We start from the raw sequence: 14,643 nt of genomic DNA on the forward strand, positions 1-14,643 counted from the left end.
CCTATAGGATATTGCCCGGATAGAGTGTCTACTCTGTCCGAACCGAGCCAGTCAAGGGGGCACGAGGAAGCGATGACGCACCAGACCGCAGGCCGCATCCGCCCCGCCCGGCGGCTCACCCTCTCCGAGGACGTCTACGAGGCCGTCAAGGGGCTGATCATGGACCACACGCTGCCTCCGGGCGCGCGGGTGACCATCGACGTGCTCGCCCGGCAGCTCGACGTCTCCCCCACCCCCGTCCGGGAGGCCCTGGCCCGCCTCGAGTCCGACGGGCTGGTCCGCAAGCGGCCGCTGTCCGGATACACCACGACCCCGCTGTTGAGCAGGGCCGAGTTCGACGATCTGTTCGACATGCGCATCCTGCTCGAGGGTGCGGCCGCCGCCCGGGCGGCGGTGCACGCGGGCACCGCGGACCGCGAGCGGATCGGCACGGAGGCCGGGGCGACGGTCGGCGTGGAGGCGGGCGAGGACTACCGCCGCCACGCCGCCTTCACCGCCCTCGACGCACGGTTCCACGACCTCGTCGCGGAGGCTGCCGGCAGTCCCCTGCTGCGCGACGCGATCACCCGCCTGCACGCGCACCTGCATCTGCACCGCCTCTACTTCCCCGCCGCGACCGCGTCGGAGACGGCCGCCGAGCACCAGCACATCGCCGCCGCCATCGCCGCTGGCAACCCCGAGGGCGCCACCGAGGCGATGCGGGCCCACCTGACCGCAGCCCGCCGCCGCCACCTGCCCGCGTTCCACCGGCTGCCGGCGTCGGGCGCGGGCAGCGCGCCCTGACCCCCCCGAACATCCGAGGACCCGCCGTGCGCATCGCCCTCTTCATCACCTGCGTCAACGACCTCGCCTATCCGCAGACCGGCATCGCGGTCACCCGCATCCTGCGGCGGCTCGGTCACACCGTCGAGTTCCCCGTCACGCAGACCTGCTGCGGTCAGCTGCACGCCAACACCGGGTACCGGGACGAGGCGGTGCCGCTGGTCCGCGGCTTCGCCGACACCTTCGACGGCTACGACGCCGTCGTCGCGCCGTCCGCCTCGTGCACCGCCATGATCCGCGAGCAGTACCCGCGCCTGCACCCGGCCGCGGCCTCCGTCGCCGGCCGCACCTACGAACTGTCCGAGCTGCTGGTGGACGTCCTCGGCCTCACCGACGTCGGCGCCGCGTTCGCACAGCCGGTCACCTACCATCCGACCTGCCACGGCCTGCGGATGCTGCGGCTGGGCGACAAGCCGCTCACCCTGTTGCGCCACGTCCGGCAGATCCGCCTCGTCGAGCTCGACGACGCCACCGAATGCTGCGGCTTCGGCGGCACCTTCGCGCTGAAGAACGCTGCGGTGTCCACCGCGATGCTGGCCGACAAGTGCGCCCGCGTACGCGAGACGGGCGCGGCGGTGCTCGCGGCGGCGGACAACTCGTGCCTGGCCCACATCGGCGGCGGCCTGGACCGGGCCCGCTCCGGCGTACGGGCGATGCACTACGCCGAGATCCTCGCCATGACGGGAGACGACGCGTGAGCCAGCACGCCGCCCCCGCCGGAGTTCCGGCCACCGGCGGTGGCCGCATCCGCACCCCGCTGCCGTTCCCGACGGCCGCCCGAAGCGCGGTCGCCGACGACCAGCTGCGCGCCAACCTGCACCTGGCCACCCGCACGATCCGCGGCAAACGGGCCCGCGTCGTCGACGAGGTCCCGGACTGGGCGGCGTTGCGCGACGCCGGGGCGGCGATCAAGGCGGATGTCCAGCGGCGCCTGCCCGAGCTGCTGGAACGGTTCGAGGCGGCGGCCACGGCCGCCGGCGCCCGGGTGCACTGGGCCCGGGACGCGGCCGAGGCATGCCGGATCGTGGTCGAGTTGACCCGCGCGGCGGGCACCGACGAGGTGGTGAAGGTCAAGTCCATGGCCACCCAGGAGATCGAGCTCAACGAGGCCCTGGCGGCGGCCGGCATCGCCGCCCACGAGACCGACCTCGCCGAGCTGATCGTGCAGCTCGGCGACGACACCCCCTCGCACATCCTGGTGCCCGCGATCCACTACAACCGGGAGCAGATCCGGGACATCTTCCGCCGCCGGATGGCCGACGCCCCTGCCGACCTCGGCGCGGAGCCGCGGGAGCTGGCCGAAGCGGCCCGCCAGCACCTGCGGCGCCGGTTCCTGGAGGCGAAGGTCGCGGTGTCCGGGGCGAACTTCGCGGTCGCCGACACGGGCACGCTGGTGGTGGTGGAGTCCGAAGGCAACGGGCGGATGTGCCTCACCCTGCCGCAGACCCTGATCAGCGTCCTCGGGGTCGAGAAGCTGGTGCCGAGCTTCGCCGACCTGGAGGTCTTCCTGCAACTGCTGCCGCGCTCCTCGACCGGGGAGCGGATGAACCCCTACACGTCGATGTGGACGGGGGTCACGCCGGGCGACGGCCCGCGGGAGGTGCACGTGGTGCTCGTCGACAACGGACGTTCGGCGGTGCTGGCGGATCCGGTCGGCCGGTCGGCGCTGTCCTGCATCCGCTGCTCCGCCTGCCTCAACGTCTGCCCGGTCTACGAGCGGGCCGGTGGGCACGCGTACGGGTCGGTGTATCCGGGGCCGATCGGGGCGATCCTCTCGCCGCAGTTGACCGGGGTCGCCGACAACGCCTCGCTGCCGTACGCGTCCACGCTCTGCGGCGCCTGCGCCGACGTCTGCCCAGTCAAGATCGACATACCGGAGATCCTCGTCCACCTGCGCCAACAGGCGCCACACGCGGCGGCGGAGCGGACGGCCATGCGTACCCTCTCGTGGCTCATGCGCAGCCCACGACGGTGGGCCCTCGCGTTGCGGGTTGCCCGCCGCGCCGCCGGCCCCCTGGGCACCTGGCGGCAGCGGCGAGCCGGGGCCCGCACCCTGCGCAGGCTGCCGTGGCCGGCGTCGGCGTGGACGCGGTCGCGGGACGCACCGCTGCCCGCGCCGCAGACCTTCCGGGAATGGTGGGAGAAACAGTGAACGCCCGAGACGAGATCCTCGCCCGCCTGCGGGCGGCGCTGGTCGACGCCCCGGCGCCGGTCGACGTGCCGCGTCACTATCGCCGCGTCGCCGAGTCCGTCGATCTGATCGAGCTGTTCGTCGACCGGCTGGTGGACTATCGCGCGGTGGTCCACCACGGTCTCGATGCCCTTCCGCGTCTGCTGGCCGGCGTCGACCGGCTCGCGGTGCCCGACGACATCCCCGGGCACTGGCTGACCGGCTTCGCCGGGCAGGTCCGCCGGGACACACCCCCGCTGTCGCCGGCCGAGCTCGACGGTATGGAGGCCGTGCTGACCGGCTGCGCGGTGGCGGTGGCCGACACCGGCACCATCGTGCTGGACGCCGGATCCACCCAGGGGCGCCGGATGCTGACGCTCGTCCCCGACCGGCACATCTGTGTGGTCCGAACCGGCCAGATCGTGGGCCTGGTGCCCGAGGCCATCGCCCGGCTCGACCCACGCGCACCGCAGACCTGGATCTCCGGCCCGTCGGCGACCAGCGACATCGAGCTGAACCGGGTGGAGGGGGTGCACGGGCCCCGCCGACTGGATGTCGTCCTGGTCCCCGACGACGCCGCCACCGCAACCGGCCGCTGACGCCGGCGGCGGCGCCGGACCGACCGACCGGGACCCGGCCGCGCTTCAGATCCGGTTCTCCACCAGCCGACGGACAGCCGAGGCTGCGGCGCCGCGTGCCCAGTCCTCGAAGGTGTGCGGGCGCGTGACGATCCGGCAGCGGCCCGCCGCGCCGAAGGCGTGCTCGGCGAAGGCGGCACGCAGGTGCGCCTCGAAGAGGTCGAAGTCGCTCACCGCCTCGCCACCGATGATGACGAGTTCGGGCCCGGCGAGGTTGACCAGTGTCGCGATCGCGGTGCCGATCACGGTCGCTGCCTGCTCGAACGTCCGCACGGCGACGGAGTCACCGCGGTGCGCCAGGTCGAGGACCTCGTCGATCGACAGTTCCCTGCCGTGTCCGCGCGAGACCTCGGCGACGATGGCGGGGGTGCCGGCGACAGCCTCGACGCAGCCGCGGCGGCCGCAGGGGCAGATCCGGTCAGGTGAGGTCAGCGGAAGGTGTCCGATCTCGCCCGCGACGCCGTAGGCGCCTTCGACGACCTCGCCGTTGACGTGCAGTCCGCTGCCGATGCCGCGGCCGATCGTGACGATCGCGAACGAGGCGGTGCCGACGCCCACGCCGAACCAGTGCTCGCCGATCGTGAGGGCCCGGACGTCGTTCTCGACCAGGACGTCGCGGTCGAGGCGGCCGGTCAGGATCTTCGCGAGGGGCACATCGGTCCAGCCCATGATCGCGGACTCGCGGACGACGCCGCTGTGCGCGTCGACGTCGCCGGAGACGGTGACCGCGACGGCGCAGATGCGTTCGGCTCGCCCGCCGAGCGTGTCCACGAGTGTGGTCGTGGTCGCCTCGATGGCGTCGACGACGAGGTCGAGCTTGGTGGAGTGCAGCGGGCGCCGGTCGCTGGCGAGGATGCTCGTCGTCAGATCGGTCGCGACGCCGACGATCTCGTCGGCATTGACCTTGATCCCGACGAAGACCAGCGCGTCGGCAACGACCATGAGGGGGTTCGCCGGCCGCCCCGGCTGCCCGTCGCGTTGCGACTCGAGCTGGTCGGAGACGAGCCCGGCCCCGATGAGTGGTGCGACCGCCTTCGTGACCGCCGCCTGCGAGAGTCCGGTGAGCCGGGCGATGTCGATGCGGCTGATCGGGCCCCGGGTGAGGATGCTCCTGAAGACCTCGGCCGCCGCCGCCGACGCCCCTTGGAGCAGCGAGACTGCGGCGTCTGCGTCGTTCATTCCGGGATTCCTCTTGGTTGGACGCCGGTCAGGGCGTGGTAGCGCGTCGTCCGGGCACCATCGTAGTCAGCGAGCGGGGCGGAGCCGGCATGCGCCGACTCCGCCCCGGCACCGGTGTCACTCGGCGAGGATCTTCTCCGTCTTCGTGGCCATCTCCGGGAACACATCCTTGTCACGTTCGCCGCTGAAGTACGCCTCGAACATCGGCTGGATCGTGTCGGAGAGCTCCTGGCCGTTGGCCGTCGGCGGCGCCGGGTACAGCTCGCCGTTGTTCAGTGCGGCGACGAAGCCCGACAGGTCGAGCCCCTGCGCCTTCTGGGCGTCGACCGCGACCTGGAGCGACTTGGCGATCGACGGCAGGAACGTCGCGTCCGCGCCGGCGGCCGACTGGCAGGCCTCCGAGCCCATGTACGTGACCCACTTCCAGGTCGCGTCGAGGTTCTTCGTGCCGGCGTAGATGTTGTTGGCGTTCGAGTTGCTGATCATCGAGCGGCCCTTGGGGCCCTTGACCGTCGGCGCGATGCCCACCTTGGCGCCCGGGATCTTCGTGATCGAGGTGGCGTCCCACGTGCCGCCCTGCACCATCGCGACCGACCCCGAGCCGATCTGCTGGCTGCCCGCGACCGTCAGCTGCCCGAACTTGGGCATCAGGCCGCGCTCGCCGAGACCGCGCACGTACTCCAGGGTCTTGACGAAGTCGGGGTTGTCGTACGGGAACCGGGTCGGCCAGGCCGGCTTGTCACCGAGCCGCCAGCCGAGGGTCGACACGAACGGGTTCCACGAGGTCTGCCCGTTGAAGTCAGCGGCGGCGAGGCTGCCGATGCCGTACGTGGCCACCTTGGTCTTGTCGAATCCGGGCTGGTCGCCGCGGACGCCGTTCTTGTCGACGGTGAGGCGCGCGACGACGTCGTCGAAGGTGCCGCCGTCGTCGGGGTTCCACGTCATGCCCATGATGTCGGCGTCGGTGAGGCCCGCCGCAGCGACCTTGTCCTTGTTGAAGTAGATCGCGGCGGCCGCCCAGTCCAGCGGGATGCCGTACTGCTTGCCGTCGGTGTACTTCCACGAGTCGACGCCGATGTCGAAGACCGACAGGTCGTACCCGGTCTTCTTGATCTGGTCGTCGAGGGCCAGGATCTGCTTCTGCCCGGCGTAGGCGCCCAGCAGGGGGACGCTGTTCTGGAACGCGTCGGGCGCCGCGCCCGAGACGAAGCCGGCGGTGAGCTTCGTGAAGTAGTCCTCCACGCCGTACTGGGAGATCTTGACGGTGATGCCGGGGTTGGCCTGCTGGAAGCCGGGCAGGCACTTCTGGTACGAGGCCGCCTGCCGCTCGTCCCAGGTCCACCAGTTGACCGTGCCGCCGCTGCTGCTGCCGGAGTCTTCGCCGGTCGAGCAGGCGGTGAGTGTGACGGTCATGGCGACGAGCGCCAGCACCGCCGCGATCCGCTTCGGTTTCACGAGTTCCTCACTATGGGTGGCGGGGCGCCGTCACTGACGCCCGGTTGGGTGGGTGTGGGTGTGGTGGGTCTGCGGCGCCGGCGCGTTCGTGCGCCTGGCGGCGAAGGCCGGCGGCTGCGCTGCTGCCGCCGGCCTCGATGCGGTGTCAGGTCGGCGCGGGAGGTCGACGGGCCGTAGCGAGACCTCGCCGTGTGCCGGGACCTCGAGTTCGAGCAGCCGGTCGTCGTGCTCGACGACGACCCGGTGGGGGGCGCCGCGAAGGTCGCGGATCACGGCGCTGTCGACGGCGCCGTCGGTCCAGGCGAGGTCGACCTCGAGCCCGTCGCGGGCCCGCAACCCGGCTACCCGGCCGCTCGGCCATTGCGCGGGCAGCGCGGGCAGCAGCCGGATGCGGCCGTGGTGGCTCTGCACGAGCAGCTCGGCGATGGCCGCCGTGAACCCGTAGTTGCCGTCGATCTGGAAGGGCGGGTGCGTGCTGAACAGGTTCGGCAGGAGCCCGCCCCATTCGGATCCGTCGACGGGGGCGAGCCGGCGGTGGTCGCGGTCGAACGCGGTGCTGGCCTCGAGCAGTAGCGCTCGGGCTTCGGCGGCGTCGCCGAGCCGGGCTCGGAGCGCGATCTTCCACGCCCACGACCAGCCCATCGCCCCGGGTCCGCGGGCGTCGAGGAAGCGGCGCGCCGCCTCGGCCAGTTCAGGCGTGCGGACGGGGTCGATGAGATCGAGCGGGTAGAGCGCGACGAGCGGAGACAGGTGCCGGTGGTGCGGATCCGCGTCCGCGACATCGGTCGACCATTCGCACAGCCGGCCGTCGGGGCCGACCCTGAGCTCCGGAAGACGTTCGAGGGCGGCGGTGAGGTCGCGGTCGAGCGGGTCGTCGAGGCCGAGTACGGCGATCGCCGAGCGGGCGCGCTCGAACAGCGCTCGGATGAGGGCGATGTCCGTCGTCGTCGAGACGCTGAGCGCTTCGGGCCGTCCATCGGAGCCGACGAACAGGTTCTCCGGCGAGGTCGAGGGGATGGTGCGCAGCCGGCCGCTCGCGGGGTCGTCGACGAGCCAGTCGAGGCAGAACAGCGCCGCCCCGCGCATGAGCGGCCACACGGTGTGCTCCAGCAGCTCGCGGTCGCCGGCGAACTCGTAGCGGTCCCAGAGGTTGTGGGTGAGCCAGACGCCGCCCATCATCCAGATCGCCCAGCTCGGGGCGCCGTGACCCATCCCGACCGGCAGGCTCCAGCCCCAGAGGTCGCTGTTGTGGTGGGCGACCCAGCCACGGGCGCCGTAGAGGCGGGCCGCGACGTCGGAGCCGGTGTTCGCGATTCGCCGTACGAGTGCGGCCAGCGGCTCGGTCGAATCGTCGAGTCCCACGATCGGTGCGGCCCAGTAGTTCATCTGGGTGTTGATGTTGATCGTGTAGTTGGCCGACCACGGCGGTCGGAGCTCGTCGTTCCAGATCCCCTGCAGGTTCGCGGCGGGGCTGCCCGAGCGCGACGACGCGCCGAGCAGGTAGCGGCCGTACTCGGCGAGCACGGTCGCCCGGAGGCCTTCGTCGTCGCCGTGCAGGATGTCGCGCTCGACGTCCCAGGTGCCGGCGCGCCGACCGCCGATCGCGAAGCGCGCCCCCGAGGCATGCTCCCGCACGTCGGCGAGATGCTCGGCGAACCGCTCGTGCGCCGTCTGCCGCAGGGCGGCCGTGACGTTCGAGCGGGCGCGCTCCCGGATCTCCTCCGGGGAGGAGCTCCGCCAGCCGGCGCCGTCAGGGTCGGCCCACCACAGTCCGGCCCTGCTCGACGTCGACAGTGCGATCAGCAGCCGGCTCGCCCCGCGGATCCGCAGGGTGTCGCCGGCGGAACCCACGGTTCCGTCGCTTCGCAGCGCGAGCGCCGCGGCCGCGAAGTGGTCGAAGCCGTCGGCGTCCGGGGACAGGTAGCGATGAGCCGGCTCCACCGCGGGCTCGTGCAGGGGCGCACCGTCGATCGGCGCGACCACGTCGAGGGTGATGCCGGTCGCGGCGGTGTCGCGGCCCGCCTCGCGCAGGCGCGTCGACAGGCGGAGGTCGACGTCGAGCACCGGCCGGTCGGCGAGGTACTCGACGAAGAGGCAGCCGGCGGGCGCGGAGGCGAAGGTGCGGCGCGTGACGGCGGCGCCGTCGACCACGAGCGGTTCGGTCACGTACGCCTCGTCGAGGTCGAGGACGCGGGCGGGCCGGCCTTCCGCGACGGCCGCGCCGCGCGTGGCGAGTTCCAGGTCGACGAAGGGCAGGAACTCCTGGGAGTACGGGCCCTCGAAAGTCATCAGGAGCGCTTCGGCGCGTCGGAGGTCCCCGGCGTCGATCGCCGACCGGATCTCGGCGAGGCGTTCGGGTCCGGCTCCACGCGCGACGAGGTCGGCGAGCGCGTCGGCCGGCCCGTCGGGGTGACCCGACCAGATGGTCGCGTCGTTGACCTGGATGCGGGTTCGGGCGCCGCCGAAGACCATCGCGCCGAGGCGGCCGTTGCCCAGCGGCGTGGCCTCGACCCAGTCGCGTGCGGGTTGCCGCCAGGCGACGCGGAGGGTCCCGGCCGTCACTTGATCCCCGAGAAGCCGATGGAGTTGACGATGCGCCTGCCGAAGACCATGAACAGCCCGAGCATCGGCAGGGCCGCGACGAGCGTCGCCGCCATCAGTCCCGCCCAGTCGGGTTGGGCCTGCGGCGACGACTGCTTGAACACGGCCAGCGCGAGGGTGAGCGGTTGCACGGACTCGTCACTCGTCACGAGCAGCGGCCAGAAGTAGTCGTTCCACATCCCGATGAACCCGAGGATCGACAGCGTGATCATGGGCCCGCTCGTCATCGGGAGGGTGATGCCGAAGAGGATCCTGATGCGGCCGGCGCCGTCGAGCAGGGCCGCCTCCTCGGTCTCGATCGGCAGGCCGAGCATGAACTGCCGGAGGAAGAAGATGTTGAAGGCCGAGAAGAGCGCCCCGGGCAGGATCATCCCGGCGAAGGTGTTGAGCAGGCCGAGCTCCTTCACGAGCACGAAGTTCGGCAGCAGGGTGAGGATGCCGGGAACCATGAGCGCGGTGAGGAAGAGGCTGAACATGACGTCGCGGCCCCGCCATTGCAGGCGCGCGAAGGCGTACGCGGCGATCGTGGAGAAGAACACGATGAGCGCCGTCGAGACCGTGGCGTAGATGAGGGAGTTGACGAGGAAGTGGCCGATCTCGACCGATGCGCCCGAGCCGCCCTCGGCAATGGACTCCTCGGTCGTCGCGAGCCCGAGCACCCGCTTGAAGGGTCCGAGGGTGAAGCCGACGGGCAGGATCGAGGCCGGGTTGGCCATCAGCGCGTAGTTGTCGGAGAGCGCGGTGCGCAGGATCCAGTAGAACGGGAAGATCGTCACGAAGAGGATGCCGATGAGGTACGCCCAGGCGAGGGCGCGACCGGTGGTGAAGCGGCGTCGACGGGTGGCGGAGGTGCTCATTCGCTGGTGTCCGATTCGCTCGCGCGCAGCAGGCGCATCTGCAGGAAGGTGATGACGATGAGGATCGCGAAGAGGGCGAAGGACATCGCGGAGGCGTAGCCGAAGTCGAACTGGCCGAACGCCTTGCTGTAGATGTACATCTGCAGGACGTTCGAGGCGTTGGCCGGGCCGCCCTTCGTCGTGACCTGGACGATGTCGAAGACCTGGAACGCACCGATGACGTTGAGCACGAGCACGAGGGCGAGGATCGGACGCAGCAGGGGGAGCGTGAGTCGGCGGAACATCTGCAGCTCGCTCGCCCCGTCGATGCGTCCGGCCTCGTAGACCGTGGCCGGAATGGTCTGCAGGCCGGCGAAGATGATGATCGAGGTGTAGCCCATCTGCTTCCACACGTTGATGAGCGCGATCGACGGGATCGCCCATCCGCGGGAGGTCAGGAACTGTACGCCGTCGCCGCCGAGCGCCTCGATGAGGATGTTGACGATCCCGAGCTGGGTGTCGAGCAGCCACGACCACACGGTCGCGGCGACGACCCCGGAGATGAGGAAGGGCAGGATGATGAGGCCGCGGACCACGGTCGAGGACGTGAGGCGGTGCAGCACCGCCGCGGTGACGACCGACACGGCAATGCTGAGAGTCACCGAGAGCAGGACGAAGTAGACGGTGACGCCGAGCGAGGACCAGAAGACCTCGTCGTCCGCGAGCTTCACGTAGTTGTCCAAGCCGACCCAGGTGGGCGGGGTGAGGACCTGGAAGTCGGTGAAGCTCAGGTAGAGGCCGCGGAGCGTCGGGTAGACCGCGAAGACGGCGAATCCGATGAACGAGGGCGCGATGAGCACCCACGCGAGCCGTGCGTCGCCCCGGTGGGCCGGGGAGTTCGCGTTGATCGGGCGGCGGAGCGCCCTACGGCGCCGCGCCGCCTGTTGCGGTGGCCGCGTGTCGCGAGCCGCTGATTCCAAGAGCGCCATTGGTCTTCCTGCTCCCGCATGTTCGACCTGTCGTGCCGGCTCGGCGGCGAGGTGCCCGATCTCGTCCTGCGCTTGCCGGGCCAGACTAAACATGATTAATTTACGGCGTCAAGTAACTCTCTTGTAACCGTCCACGGAGGCCGTGACCCATGCTTTCCGGCGCTGAAGCGGTACTCGCCCTCCGTGCCGGAGGCACCGCTCTCGTCGTCGAGGTGCGCCATCCCACCCCCCGGGTCCTGCACTGGGGGGCGGATCTCGGAGACCCGACGGATGTCCACGGCGACGATCTTCGGCTCACCGCGGAACCCGCGGTCCTCAACAACTCACCCGACGAACCCCGGGTCCTGTCCGTGTGGCCGAGCGAGTACGACGGCTGGTCGGGCACGACCGCGCAGTCGGGGAACGCGGCGGGGTACGCGACGACCCCGCGGCCCCGGCTCGAATCGCATCGCATCGACGTCCCCGACGACGGAGTCGGCGGCAGGATCGAGTTCGGATTCGTCGACCGGGTGACGGCCTTGCGGTCCTCGCTCGTCTACGAACTGGACCGCTTCGGCGTGCTCGCCGTGCGGATGAGCATCGAACGCGACGCCGCTCTCCACCCGTCGACCGGCGGCGCCCCGTACACACTCGACGGCCTCCTCGCCCTCATGCCCGTGCCCGAACGGGCCACCGAGCTGCTCGACTTCACCGGGAAGTGGTGCCGTGAGCGCGCCCCGCAGCGCACGCCTTTCGGGTTCGGTACGCACGCCCGCGCCACCCGTCGCGGCAAGCCCGGACACGACTCGCCCTATCTCCTCGTCGCCGGCACGCCGTCGTTCGGCTTCGGCCACGGCGAGGTCTGGGCGATGCACCTGGCGTGGAGCGGCGAGCAGCGCTACCTCGCCGAACGCCTCCCCGAGGGAGCCGGTGCGTTCTCCGCCGTCATCGGCGCGGGCGAGTCCCTGCGCTCGGGTGAGGTCCTGCTCGCCGACGGCGACCGCTACGAGGCGCCGACGGTGCTGTTCATCTGGTCCGATGCCGGCACCGACGGCCTCGCGGACCGCTTGCACCGCCGACTGCGCAGCCGGCCGAACCACCCCTCGACGCCCCGGCCGCTGGTGCTGAACACCTGGGAGGCCGTCTACTTCGACCACGATCTCGACCGGCTCACCCAGCTCGTGAAACGAGCCGCCGAGGTGGGCGTCGAGCGGATCGTGCTCGACGACGGCTGGTTCCACCGCCGCCGCCAGGCCGACGCCGGCCTCGGCGACTGGTTCGTCGACCGCGACGTGTGGCCGGACGGCCTCGGCCCGTTCGTCGAGGTCGTGCGTTCCCACGGCATGCAGTTCGGGCTCTGGTTCGAGCCCGAGATGGTCAACCTGGACTCGGAGCTCGCCGAACGGCATCCGGACTGGATCCTCGGGCCGAGCGCCGGTCTCGGGCCGAGCTCCAGGCAGCAGTACGTGCTCGACATCGCCCGCCCCGAGGCGTACGAACACCTTCTCACCCGCATCGACGCTCTCGTCCGTGAGCACTCGATCGACTACCTCAAGTGGGACCACAACCGCGACCTGATCGAGGCGGTCAGCCGCGAGGCGAGCGGCGACCGGCCCAGCGTCCGCCGGCAGACGCTCGCGCTCTACCGGCTCCTCGACGAACTGCGCGAACGGCATCCGGGCCTGGAGATCGAGACGTGTTCCGGCGGCGGCGGGCGGGTCGATCTCGGCATCCTCGACCGCACCGACCGGGTGTGGGCCTCGGACTGCAACGACCCGGTGGAACGCGTGCAGATCGAGCGGTGGACGCGGGCACTCGTGCCGCCGGAACTGATCGGCTCGCACCTCGGATCGGCCCGGGCCCACACCACCTCCCGCACGACCGACCTGTCGTTCCGGCTCATCGCGTCGCTCACGGCGCACCCGGGTATCGAGCAGGACCTCACCGTCGCGAGCGACAGCGAACTCGCGACGATCGCCGCGTGGTCGCGGCTGTATCGGGAGATCCGGCCGCTCCTCCAGACGGGACGGGTGGTCAACGCCGACCTCGCTGACGACGCGACCGCGCTCTACGGCACCGTCGCCCGCGACGGCTCGAGAGCCTTGTTCACCTGGGTGCGGTTCCAGACCTCCGCGGCCGGTCAATCCGGCCGGGTCCGCTTCCCCGGACTCGACCGCACCGTCCGCTACCGGGTCGCCATCCGGGAGGAACTCGGCGCGGCGAGCCGGCACCAGGGGCGAGACCCCGAGTGGGTGGCCCGCGCCGCCGAACACCCGATCGAACTCTCCGGCGCCGTGCTCGCGGGCGCCGGCGTTCCCATGCCGACGCTCAACCCGCAGCAGGCGATGCTCATCGACATCGAAAGGATCCCATGAACAAGCCGACCATCCTCTTCGCCGGCGACAGCGTCACCGACTGCGGGCGGCGTGAAGACCCCACCGGGCTCGGCGACGGATACGTGCGCCGGATCGCCGAGACGCTGGGCAGCGAGGCGCACTGGCTCAACCGCGGCATCAGCGGCGATCGGAGCCGCGATCTCCGCGAAAGGTGGGACCGAGATGTGCTGGCGGCGCGGCCGACGCTCGTGAGCATTCTCGTCGGCGTCAACGACACCTGGCGACGCTACGACAGCGACGACCCCACCCCGGCGGCGGACTTCGAGACGAACTGTCGGGCGCTGCTCGAGCCACTCGCCGCCGACCGGGTCGAACTCGTGCTCATCGAGCCATTCCTGCTCCCGGTTCGGGCGGAGCAGATCGCCTGGCGCGACGACCTCGAACCGAAGATCGCGATCGTACGGAGCCTCGCGCGGGAGTACGACGCCGCGCTCGTGCCGGCGGACACGGCCCTCAACGCCCTCGGCGACGCAGCCGGCCTCGCGCCCGACGGCGTACACCCGAGTCATCGCGGTCACCAGGCGCTTGCGACGCTGTGGCTGGAACACGCGACTTCCCAGTTGACGGCGGTGCTCCGACGTCGGGGTGACGCGCCGCCTCGCCCCATGCCCGAAGCACCGGTGCCCGCGACATGATCGGCCGGGCGAATCGCAGTCCCCACAGCCGAACCTACGGTTCGGTTACCTGCAACCGGGAAGGCAGCAGATCCGACCTGGTGTTACATGCCAAGTAAGGCCGCCCCGTACTCGAGCAGGAGACAGAGAAGATGGCGAAGGCATACTGGATCAACACCTTCCGGTCGATCAAAGACGAGAAGAAGCTGGTCGCCTACGTTGAGCTGGCCGGGCCGGCGATGCGCGCCGCGGGTGGCAGGTTCCTGGCGCGCGGACTTCCGGCTCGAGCGTTCGAGTCCGGAATCATGGAGCGCACCACGCTGATCGAGTTCGACAGTGTCGACGCCGCCGTCGCGGCCTACAACAGCCCCGCCTACCAGCAGGCGCTCCGGGTGCTCGACGACGGAGCCGAACGCGACCTGCGCATCATCGAGGCGCTTTCCTGAACGCACGCCGCCGGCGTTGAAGCCCCGCCTCCGGTTTTCAGCGTTGTGGGCCGATCCTGCACACGTGGTATTGACGGATCCGCCAGGAACCCGCGCTGAACTGGAGGGCCAGGGACAGGTACACCGGGGCTTCCCAGCCGGTGGGATCGCGGAAAACGACGTGGGCGAAACCACCAGCCGCCCCCTGGCCGATCGAGTAGGTGTGCAACACGGTCACGTCCGCGCTGCGATCGTCGGGTACGGCGCCGTAGTAGGCACGTACCATCTGCCGGCCGACGAGCACCTCGGGGCCGAAGCCGAGGAAGAGGGCATCCGGGTGGAACAGGTCGGCCATGGCCTCGACATCATGGTCGTCAAATGCTGCCTTCCACCGGCCGAGCACCTCGTCCATCGGATTGCTGGTCATGGGGCTCCTCGTTCTGGCATGACCTCGGCCGAGGGTGGTCCGGGCCTTCATCCGTCAATCGTGCCCGTTCGGCTCGCCGCTACTGAGTGCTTTGAACATCTCGGACATCGCG

General features: G+C 70.9%; 13 protein-coding genes. 7 read left to right on the plus strand and 6 right to left on the minus strand.

Annotation, left to right across the window (positions count from 1 at the left end; all coding sequences use genetic code 11):
* The first annotated feature begins 72 nt into the window (after positions 1–72).
* From ACTMS9_RS23685 to ACTMS9_RS23700, 4 genes are read left to right on the plus strand one after another with little or no spacing between them, the layout of a single operon-like run.
* Positions 73–783 carry a GntR family transcriptional regulator gene (locus ACTMS9_RS23685; protein ID WP_441148939.1) on the plus strand — a complete coding sequence of 237 codons (711 nt, stop codon included), beginning with the start codon at positions 73–75 and terminating at the stop codon, positions 781–783.
* 26 nt (positions 784–809) lie between these two features.
* The gene (locus tag ACTMS9_RS23690; RefSeq protein ID WP_441148940.1) at positions 810–1,520 is read left to right on the plus strand and encodes a (Fe-S)-binding protein; all 711 of its coding nucleotides are present in this window, start codon (positions 810–812) and stop codon (positions 1,518–1,520) included.
* Positions 1,517–2,974 (plus strand): LutB/LldF family L-lactate oxidation iron-sulfur protein, encoded by a 1,458-nt coding sequence (locus ACTMS9_RS23695; RefSeq protein ID WP_441166037.1) that lies wholly within the window; start codon positions 1,517–1,519, stop codon positions 2,972–2,974. The genes ACTMS9_RS23690 and ACTMS9_RS23695 overlap by 4 nt, the downstream gene beginning before the upstream one ends.
* A complete protein-coding gene (locus ACTMS9_RS23700) occupies positions 2,971–3,591 on the plus strand; it encodes a LutC/YkgG family protein (protein WP_441166038.1) in 621 nt (206 codons plus the stop codon). Before ACTMS9_RS23695 ends, ACTMS9_RS23700 begins: the two co-directional genes overlap by 4 nt.
* A gap of 45 nt (positions 3,592–3,636) precedes the next feature.
* Here the strand turns inward: ACTMS9_RS23700 and ACTMS9_RS23705 are convergent, their stop codons facing one another.
* From ACTMS9_RS23705 to ACTMS9_RS23725, 5 genes are all read right to left on the minus strand, one after another.
* On the minus strand, positions 3,637–4,809 hold the full coding sequence (locus ACTMS9_RS23705; RefSeq protein ID WP_441166039.1) for an ROK family transcriptional regulator: 1,173 nt from the start codon (positions 4,807–4,809) through the stop codon (positions 3,637–3,639).
* Between the two features lie 117 nt (positions 4,810–4,926).
* Positions 4,927–6,264: an ABC transporter substrate-binding protein gene (locus ACTMS9_RS23710; protein WP_441166040.1), complete on the minus strand. Its 1,338-nt coding sequence runs from the start codon at positions 6,262–6,264 to the stop codon at positions 4,927–4,929.
* 30 nt (positions 6,265–6,294) lie between these two features.
* A complete protein-coding gene (locus ACTMS9_RS23715) occupies positions 6,295–8,826 on the minus strand; it encodes a glycosyl hydrolase family 95 catalytic domain-containing protein (RefSeq protein WP_441166041.1) in 2,532 nt (843 codons plus the stop codon).
* Entirely contained in the window at positions 8,823–9,722 is a 900-nt protein-coding gene (locus ACTMS9_RS23720; protein ID WP_441166042.1) for a carbohydrate ABC transporter permease, read from the minus strand. Before ACTMS9_RS23720 ends, ACTMS9_RS23715 begins: the two co-directional genes overlap by 4 nt.
* Entirely contained in the window at positions 9,719–10,561 is an 843-nt protein-coding gene (locus ACTMS9_RS23725; RefSeq protein WP_441148947.1) for a carbohydrate ABC transporter permease, read from the minus strand. Before ACTMS9_RS23725 ends, ACTMS9_RS23720 begins: the two co-directional genes overlap by 4 nt.
* Before the next feature lie 341 nt (positions 10,562–10,902).
* Between ACTMS9_RS23725 and ACTMS9_RS23730 the strand changes: the two genes are divergently transcribed.
* From ACTMS9_RS23730 to ACTMS9_RS23740, 3 genes are all read left to right on the plus strand, one after another.
* Positions 10,903–13,044, plus strand: coding sequence for an alpha-galactosidase (locus ACTMS9_RS23730; protein ID WP_441166043.1), 2,142 nt, complete (start codon positions 10,903–10,905; stop codon positions 13,042–13,044).
* Positions 13,041–13,700, plus strand: coding sequence for an SGNH/GDSL hydrolase family protein (locus ACTMS9_RS23735; RefSeq protein ID WP_441166044.1), 660 nt, complete (start codon positions 13,041–13,043; stop codon positions 13,698–13,700). The genes ACTMS9_RS23730 and ACTMS9_RS23735 overlap by 4 nt, the downstream gene beginning before the upstream one ends.
* Before the next feature lie 131 nt (positions 13,701–13,831).
* Positions 13,832–14,125, plus strand: a complete 294-nt coding sequence (locus ACTMS9_RS23740; RefSeq protein WP_441148950.1) for a DUF1330 domain-containing protein — start codon at positions 13,832–13,834, stop codon at positions 14,123–14,125.
* A 37-nt stretch (positions 14,126–14,162) separates the two neighbouring features.
* On the opposite strand, the gene ACTMS9_RS23745 is transcribed toward ACTMS9_RS23740, so the two are convergent.
* Positions 14,163–14,531: an SgcJ/EcaC family oxidoreductase gene (locus tag ACTMS9_RS23745; protein WP_441166045.1), complete on the minus strand. Its 369-nt coding sequence runs from the start codon at positions 14,529–14,531 to the stop codon at positions 14,163–14,165.
* Positions 14,532–14,643: the final 112 nt, after the last annotated feature.

This window comes from Micromonospora sp. L31, from assembly GCF_052068075.1.
Classification (GTDB): domain Bacteria; phylum Actinomycetota; class Actinomycetes; order Mycobacteriales; family Micromonosporaceae; genus Micromonospora; species Micromonospora purpureochromogenes.

Coding starts and splice junctions, on each gene's coding strand:
- ACTMS9_RS23685 (WP_441148939.1), top strand. CDS start 73: ATGACGCACCAGACCGCAGGCCGCATCCGCCCCGCCCGGCGGCTCACC.
- ACTMS9_RS23705 (WP_441166039.1), bottom strand. CDS start 4,809: ATGAACGACGCAGACGCCGCAGTCTCGCTGCTCCAAGGGGCGTCGGCG.
- ACTMS9_RS23720 (WP_441166042.1), bottom strand. CDS start 9,722: ATGAGCACCTCCGCCACCCGTCGACGCCGCTTCACCACCGGTCGCGCC.
- ACTMS9_RS23735 (WP_441166044.1), top strand. CDS start 13,041: ATGAACAAGCCGACCATCCTCTTCGCCGGCGACAGCGTCACCGACTGC.
- ACTMS9_RS23740 (WP_441148950.1), top strand. CDS start 13,832: ATGGCGAAGGCATACTGGATCAACACCTTCCGGTCGATCAAAGACGAG.
- ACTMS9_RS23745 (WP_441166045.1), bottom strand. CDS start 14,531: ATGACCAGCAATCCGATGGACGAGGTGCTCGGCCGGTGGAAGGCAGCA.